At 69.7% G+C, this 7021-nt stretch carries 7 protein-coding genes; 3 read left to right on the top strand and 4 right to left on the bottom strand.

Going from position 1 to position 7021, the window contains the following annotated elements:
• The first annotated feature begins 69 nt into the window (after positions 1 to 69).
• Together ROTAS13_RS16300 and uvsE are read left to right on the top strand one after the other, a co-directional pair.
• Positions 70 to 306, top strand: coding sequence for a hypothetical protein (locus ROTAS13_RS16300; RefSeq protein WP_216348665.1), 237 nt, complete (start codon positions 70 to 72; stop codon positions 304 to 306).
• A gap of 105 nt (positions 307 to 411) precedes the next feature.
• Positions 412 to 1464 (top strand): UV DNA damage repair endonuclease UvsE, encoded by a 1053-nt coding sequence (uvsE, locus tag ROTAS13_RS16295; protein WP_058389205.1) that lies wholly within the window; start codon positions 412 to 414, stop codon positions 1462 to 1464.
• Between the two features lie 18 nt (positions 1465 to 1482).
• Here uvsE and ROTAS13_RS16290 read toward each other — a convergent pair whose 3' ends face one another.
• The 4 genes from ROTAS13_RS16290 to ROTAS13_RS16275 form a co-directional block, all read right to left on the bottom strand.
• On the bottom strand, positions 1483 to 2352 hold the full coding sequence (locus ROTAS13_RS16290; protein WP_171979117.1) for a GntR family transcriptional regulator: 870 nt from the start codon (positions 2350 to 2352) through the stop codon (positions 1483 to 1485).
• Positions 2353 to 2482: 130 nt separating this feature from the next.
• Positions 2483 to 3220 carry an ABC transporter ATP-binding protein gene (locus ROTAS13_RS16285; RefSeq protein ID WP_058389206.1) on the bottom strand — a complete coding sequence of 246 codons (738 nt, stop codon included), beginning with the start codon at positions 3218 to 3220 and terminating at the stop codon, positions 2483 to 2485.
• Positions 3217 to 4089, bottom strand: coding sequence for an ABC transporter ATP-binding protein (locus ROTAS13_RS16280; RefSeq protein ID WP_019461651.1), 873 nt, complete (start codon positions 4087 to 4089; stop codon positions 3217 to 3219). The genes ROTAS13_RS16285 and ROTAS13_RS16280 overlap by 4 nt, the downstream gene beginning before the upstream one ends.
• Positions 4090 to 4209: 120 nt before the next feature.
• Positions 4210 to 5946, bottom strand: a complete 1737-nt coding sequence (locus ROTAS13_RS16275) for an ABC transporter ATP-binding protein (protein WP_075822860.1) — start codon at positions 5944 to 5946, stop codon at positions 4210 to 4212.
• Between the two features lie 205 nt (positions 5947 to 6151).
• On the opposite strand from ROTAS13_RS16275, the gene ROTAS13_RS16270 reads away from it, so the two are divergent.
• Positions 6152 to 7021 (top strand): sensor domain-containing diguanylate cyclase (locus tag ROTAS13_RS16270; protein ID WP_171979116.1); only part of this gene is annotated, 870 nt, incomplete at its 3' end.

The raw sequence follows: 7021 nt of genomic DNA, 5'->3' as shown, positions 1-7021 counted from the left end.
GCCTTACGGTGGAGCTGTGCGTAGATGTGATCAAGAGACAGGGGCATCGGCGCCGGCTTCAAGCCGGGGGTGCTGGAGCTGGAGCGGGTGGACCAGATCCGCGCCGTGGGCGAGTCCGACACCATGGCCATGGCCCGCCGCTGCGCACGGCTGGAGGGCCTGCCGGTCGGCATCTCCTCTGGCGCCGTGCTGCACGCGATGGTGGAGGTGGCGCGGGACCCGGCAATGGAGGGCCGGCTGGTCGTCGGCATCGCCGCCTCCTTTGCGGAACGCTACCTTTCCACGGCGCTGTTCCAGGGCCTTTAGGGCGGCCCTTGGGGCGGCCCCGTCCGCACGCTTCGGCGAGGCCCCCGAACCCCGGCCGCCATGCCGCGTTGGCGACGGGTGACACCCAGGGGGAAGACGGACGGCATGGCCGCACAGGAACCGCTGCGCCTCGGCTTTCCCGTCAAGCTGATGGGCGCGCCGGAGATCCGGAGCAACGACACGCGGCGCTGGCAGAGTGCGCCGCATCTCCGTGTCTCGCTGGAATACATGCATCAGGCGCTGGACTATCTCGCCCGGCACGGCATCCGCATGTACCGGATGTCCTCGGACCTCGCGCCCTATGCCACGCACCCCGACATGCCGCAGTTCCACGGCATGATCGCGGAAAGCGACGCGGAGCTGCGCGCCTTCGGCGCCAGAGCGCGGGCGCTGGATATCCGGCTTTCCTTCCATCCCTCGCAGTTCATCGTGCTCAACAGCCCCGATCCGGTGCTGGTGGAGAAGAGCATCCGCGACCTCGCCGCCCAGGCGGAGATGCTGGACCGCATGGGGCTCGGCCCGGAGGCCGTGCTGGTGGTGCATGTCGGCGGCACCTATGGCGACGTGCCGGCCAGCCGGGAGCGCTGGGTGCGCTGCTGGGAGGAACGGCTGCCCGAGCCCGTGCGGCGCCGCCTGGTGCTGGAGAACGACGACCTGCGCTTCTCCGCCGCCGACGTGATCTGGATTCACGAGCGGACCGGCGTGCGGCTGATCTTCGACCACCAGCACTTCTGGTGCCTGAACCCGGAAGGGCTGGCGATGCGCCCGGCGCTGGAACGCTTTCTGCGCTCCTGGCCCGAGGGGGTGCGCCCGAAATGCCACTTCTCCTCGCCGCGAACGGAATTGCGGGAGATGCAGCGCAAGGACCGCCGGACCGGCAAGAACAAGACCGTGCTCGTGCCGCCCGTCTGGACGGGCCACGCCGACTACTGCAATCCCTTCGAGTTCATCACCTTCATGCGCCTCGCCGAAGGGCTGGAATTCGACGTGATGCTGGAGGCCAAGGCCAAGGACCTGGCGCTGATCCGGCTGCGGCCCGACCTGCTGCGCTACGCCCCCGATGTCGCGCTGCGCTTCGGCCTCCGGCCCGAGGAGGCGGGCCGCCTGGATGCCGAGGAAGCGGCGTTGCTGGAGGAGGATATCCCGGCCGGGACCTGACCTCCCTGCGGGCGCCCTCTACCGCACGGCGATGCTGCCCTGCAGGTGCGCGCGCATCCGTTCCGCCGCCAGGGGGCGGTCGCCCAGTTCCAGCGCATCGAGGATGCCGAGATGCTCGCGCGCCGCCTCATGCGCGCGCTCCCGGTTCAGCAGGTGCAGCCCGTAGAGATGGCGCAGGCGGTTCTGCATCTCCACCGCCTGGATGACGAAACGGTTGCCGCAGCCCTGCGCCAGCGCGAGATGGAAGGCCGCGGCGCCCTCGTAGAAACGCGGCACGTCCTCCTCCCGCCATTGCCGCCGCAGGGCGACCTCCTGGCTCTCCCGCATGGCGGCCATCCGGTCGGCGGACAGGCTGAACCGTGGCTCCAGCAGCGCGGCCGGTTCCAGCATCAGGCGGAAGCGGTAGGAAGCCACGCGCTCCTCCTCGCTCGCGAAACCTACGCTGAGCCGCCAGCCATGGCCGCGGTTGCGCGTGGCGATCCCCACCGCCTCCAGATGATGCAAGGCTTCCTGCAACGCCGTGCGGCTGGCCCCGGTCCTTTGCCGCAGCATCCGCTCCGACACGTCCTCGGGCAGATTTCCGTCGCGCCGCTCACGTGCGATCCGCAGCACCAGGCGGGCGGTCTCGTCGGCAACGTCGAGGCGCGCCGGATCGTAGTCGGGATCGAGGATCCTGACGGAACGCCCCTCGGTGGCCACGACGCCGAGACGCTCCAGCAGGGCGAGCGCGGCCAGGACCGGTGTGCGGCTGACGCCGAATTCCCGGGCGAGGCCGAGGCGCGACAGGCGATCGCCGGGCCGGGCGCCACGCGCGCGCAGCCGCAGCAGGATGTCCCGGGCGAGGTCGCGGTGGAACGGGGATGCGCTTGCATCGGGCTCAGTCATCATCAGCGGCATAGCCGCTTCCGTTCCGGAAAACGACCGTTCCACCCTCTGTGGCAGCCCGTTCATGCTCACACTGTGATGAGATCACGCCCCGGGCGGTTGTCACGCAGCCCGGGCCCGACGCGACGGCTTCTCAGCCCTCTTCCAGCTCCCGCGAAAGTCGCAGCAGGTCCCGCGAATGCGCGTGATGCGCCTGCCCGCTGCGAAGGTCCGATTCCGTGAGCAGATCGACGATCTCGCCGTTCTGCATCACCGCCAGCCTTTCGCAGATCTGCGCCACCACGGAGAGGTTGTGACTGACGAGCAGAAAGGTCAGACCACGCGCGGCGCGCAGGTCGGCGAGAAGGTTCAGCACCTCCGCCTGCACCGAGACGTCGAGCGCGCTGGTGGGTTCGTCGAGCAGCAGTACCGACGGTTCCGCGATCAGCGCGCGGGCGATGGCCACGCGCTGGCGCTGGCCGCCGGAAAGCTGGTGCGGGAAGCGGAAGCGCGCCGCGCGCGGCAGCGCGACCTCGTCCAGCGCCCGCACGATGCGCTGGTCCACCTCGCCGATGCCGTGGATCAGCAGCGGCTCGGACAGCAGGCGGTCCACCGTCTGGCGCGGATGCAGGGAGCCATAGGGGTCCTGGAAGACCATCTGGACGCGGCGGTGGAACTCCCGGTCGCGCCGCCGCCCGAGCGGCTTGCCGTCCACCATGACCGTGCCGGACCAGTCCTCGTTCAGCCCCGCCAGGGTGCGCAGCACGGTGGACTTGCCGGAACCGCTTTCCCCGACGAGGCCGAAGCTCTCGCCCTGGCCAACGAAGAAGGAGACGCCCTTCACCGCATGAGTGCTGCCGAAGCGGACATGCAGGTCGCCGACCTCGATCACGACGCGGCTCCTCCATGATGGACGGGAGCCTGCGGCTCCAGCCAGACCGGATCGCGCGTCAGCACCGGCAGGCGGCCGCGCGGCCTGGCCAGCGAGGGCAGGCAGGCCAGCAGGCCACGCGTATAGGGATGCTCCGCCTTGTGCAGCTCGGAGGCCTTCAGCTCCTCCATCACCTGCCCCGCATACATCACCAGGATGCGGTCGCAGAAATGGCTGACCAGCGGCAGGTCGTGGCTGATCAGCATCAACGCCATGCCGCGGCTGTCCACCAGATCGCCGATCAGGCGCAGGATCTCCGCCTGCACCGAGGAATCCAGCGCGCTCGTCGGCTCGTCGGCGATCAGCATGTCGGGTTCCGGCGCCAGCATCATGGCGATCATCACGCGCTGCCCCATGCCGCCCGAAACCTCGTGCGGGTAGGACTCCAGCACGCGCTTCGGATCGCGGATGCGCACGCTCTCCAGCAGCGCCAGCGCCCGGTCCCGCGCCTCGCCCCGGCCGACGCGCTTGTGCTGGCGCAGCGCCTCGGTGATCTGGCGGCCGATGGTGATCACCGGGTTCAGGCTGTATTTCGGATCCTGCAGGATCAGCCCGATACGGCCGCCGCGCAGGCGCCGCATCTCCCGCTCCGGCGCCTTCAGGATGTCGGTGCGGCCGAAGCGCAGCGCATCGGCCTGCACATCCGCGCTGCCGGGCAGCAGGCGCATCAGCGCGCGGCCGGTCACGGACTTGCCGGAGCCGCTTTCCCCCACGATGCCGAGCTTCTCCCGGCCCAGGGTCAGGGACAGGCCGCGCACGGCGGGCGTGACGCCGGTGGCGGAGGCAAAGGCGACCCGCAGGTTGCGGATCTCGACGAGGGGTTCGGCCATTCCCGCCTTTCTAGAACAGCACCGCGCGGAGGGGAATTCAGGCTTTCGCGTCACGTCCGGCGTTGCGCCATCCCAGGGGACAAGGCTCCCCTCCCCCGGAGCTGGGTGCAAAGGCGCCCCCTACCCCGCCCGCGTCGTACCGGCCGGCCCGTGCTGCGCCTCGTGCAGGCGGCGGTAGATCCCGCCGCGCGCCACCAGATCGGCATGGCGGCCCTGCTCGGCGATGCCGGAGGCGTCCACCACCACGATCCGGTCGGCGTTGCGGATGGTGGCGAGGCGATGGGCGATCACCAGCGTGGTGCGCCCCTCGGAGAGCTCGGCCAGCGAGGCCTGGATGGCCCGCTCCGTCTCGGTGTCGAGGGCGGAAGTGGCTTCGTCCAGGATCAGGATCGGCGGGTTCTTCAGGAAGATCCGGGCGATGGCGATGCGCTGCTTCTGCCCGCCCGACAGCTTCACCCCGCGCTCGCCCACCACCGTGTCCAGCCCTTCCGGCAGGGCGGCGATCATGGCCTCCAGCCGTGCGCGCCGTGCCGCCTCGCGGATATCCGCCTCGCCGGCATCGAGGCGGCCATAGGCGATGTTCTCCCGCAGCGTGCCGGAGAAGAGGAAGGCGTCCTGCTGCACGATGCCGATCTGCGCCCGCAGCGAGGCCAGGGTCATGCGGCGGATGTCCATCCCGTCGATGGTGATGCGCCCGGTATCCAGCTCGTAGAAGCGCGGCAGCAGCGAGCAGAGCGTGGTCTTGCCGGCGCCGGAGGGGCCGACGAAGGCCACCGTCTCCCCGGCTCCGATCTCCAGGTCGATATCGCGCAGCACCGGCTTGTCCGGCGTGTAGCCGAAGGAGGCGTGCTCGAAGCGGATGTCGCCGCGCAGCGGCGGCGCCGGCACGGCATCGGGCGCATCCGCCACGTCGGGCCGGGTTTCCAGCAGCTCGATGTAGCGGCGGAAGCCGGCGATGCCCTTGGGATAGGTCTCCAGCACCGCGTTGATCTTCTCCACCGGCCGGAAGAAGACGCCGACCAGCAGCAGGAAGCCGACGAAGCCGCCGGCCGTGAGCTCGCCCCGGATCACGAAATAGGCCCCGGCGACCATCACCACCATCTGCGTCAGCCGCATGCCGAGATAGGAGATGGACAGGCTGGCCGCCATGATGCGGTAGGCCTGCAGCTTGGTATCGCGGTAGCCCGTGTTGTCGCGGGCGAAGAGCGCCCTCTCGTGATCCTCGTTGGCGAAGGCCTGCACCACGCGGATGCCCCCGACATTCTCCTCGATGCGCGCGTTGAAGGCGCCGACGCGGCCGTAGATGGCGCGCCAGGTGCGGGTCATGCGGCTGCCGTAGTGGGTGGAGATCCAGCTCGTCAGCGGCACGATCACCGCCGTCATCAGGGCCAGCGGCATATTGACCCAGAGCATCAGCGCGAAGGCGCCGAGGAAGGTCATCACCGCGATGAACAGGTCTTCCGGCCCATGATGCGCGACCTCGCCGATCTCCTCCAGGTCCTTGGTCAGCCGGCCCACCAGATGGCCCGTCTTCTGGTTGTCATAGAACCGGAAGGAGAGCTTCTGCAGGTGGTCGAAGGCTCGCCGCCGCATCTCCGTCTCGATATTGATTCCGAGCATGTGGCCCCAGTAGTTCACGATGGCCATCAGCCCGGTATTGGCGAGGTAGATGAAGATCAGCCCCGCCGAGGCCAGCAGGATCAGCGGCCAGTCCTGCCGCGGCAGGAGATGGTCCACGAAGGCCCGCACCGCGATGGGAAAGCCCAGTTCCAGCAGGCCCGACAGCACTGCGCAGCCGAAATCCAGCAGGAAGAGGCGCCGCCAGGGGCGGTAATAGGCGAAGAAGCGACGGAGCATGGGGCGGGGACTCACGGCGGCGCGGCGGGGACAGGGGTGCAGAACCCCGTTGCGGGGGAAGCGTCAAGCCCGTCCCTGCCCGGCCAGCGCGACGGCATGGCGAGTGTTTGTATCGCCTTCGCATCACAGAACTGTTATACACGCTCCGATTGCGGATATTTCCAGACTCGTCACCTCACCTGCCACCTCTGCTGTCCGGGATGACATGCCGGTCGCCACACCAGAACGCACAACCCCACTCCAGATCACCACGGACCCGGAGATCGCCCCATCCGGCCCACGGCTGGTCGAGCGGCTGAACGGCGGACCGGCGGGCAACGGGTGGTCCGGCCACAACTTCTCGCTGGAAACCATCCCCCTCCTGCGGGAGGCGCTGATGCTCCTGCCGCAGCCGCTGATGGTGACCGACCCGGAGATGCGGCTGGCCCTCACCAACCACGCCTGGCAGGACACCTTCCCCGTGGCCGCGGCGGATATGCTTCCCCTTGCCCCTGTCCAGCCCATCATCGAGCGCATTGCCGCCACGGGCGAGTATGGCCCGGGGTCCTCGATGCGCCATGCCGCCTTCCGCAAGGAAGCGATCCGCAGTGGCCACCGCTTCCAGCTCGAACGGCAGCGCCCCGGCGGGGTGCACCTGCTGGTGGCCGGCTGCCCCATGCCGGGGGGCGGCTACCTCACCCTGCTGACCGACATCTCGGCGCAGCGGCAGTCGCCGGATGCCCTGGCCTTGCGAAAGGAGCTGGAGGCCCTGCGGACCGCCAACCGGGAACTGGACCGGCTGGCCGCCACCGATCCGCTTCTCGGCATCGCCAATCGCCGGGGCCTCATCCGCTTCGCCATGGCGGAGGCGGCACGCCTGGGCCGGGAAGGTGGATCCTGCGCGCTGATGCTGCTCGACCTGGATCATTTCAAGGCGATCAACGATCGGCATGGCCATGCCGGCGGGGACCTCGTGCTGAAGGCGGTGGCCGCCACGCTGCGCGGCGCGCTGCAGGAGGGGGACCACCTCGCCCGGCATGGCGGGGAGGAGCTGGTCGCCCTGGCGCCGGGCGCCGGCGCGGCCCAGGGGCACGAG

Origin of the sequence: Roseomonas sp. TAS13, from assembly GCF_001950415.1 — a bacterium.
GTDB classification, from domain to species: Bacteria; Pseudomonadota; Alphaproteobacteria; order Acetobacterales; family Acetobacteraceae; genus Roseomonas; species Roseomonas mucosa.
Note: the sequence above shows the minus strand (reverse complement) of the source record. Positions and strands in the feature narration are given on the sequence as shown.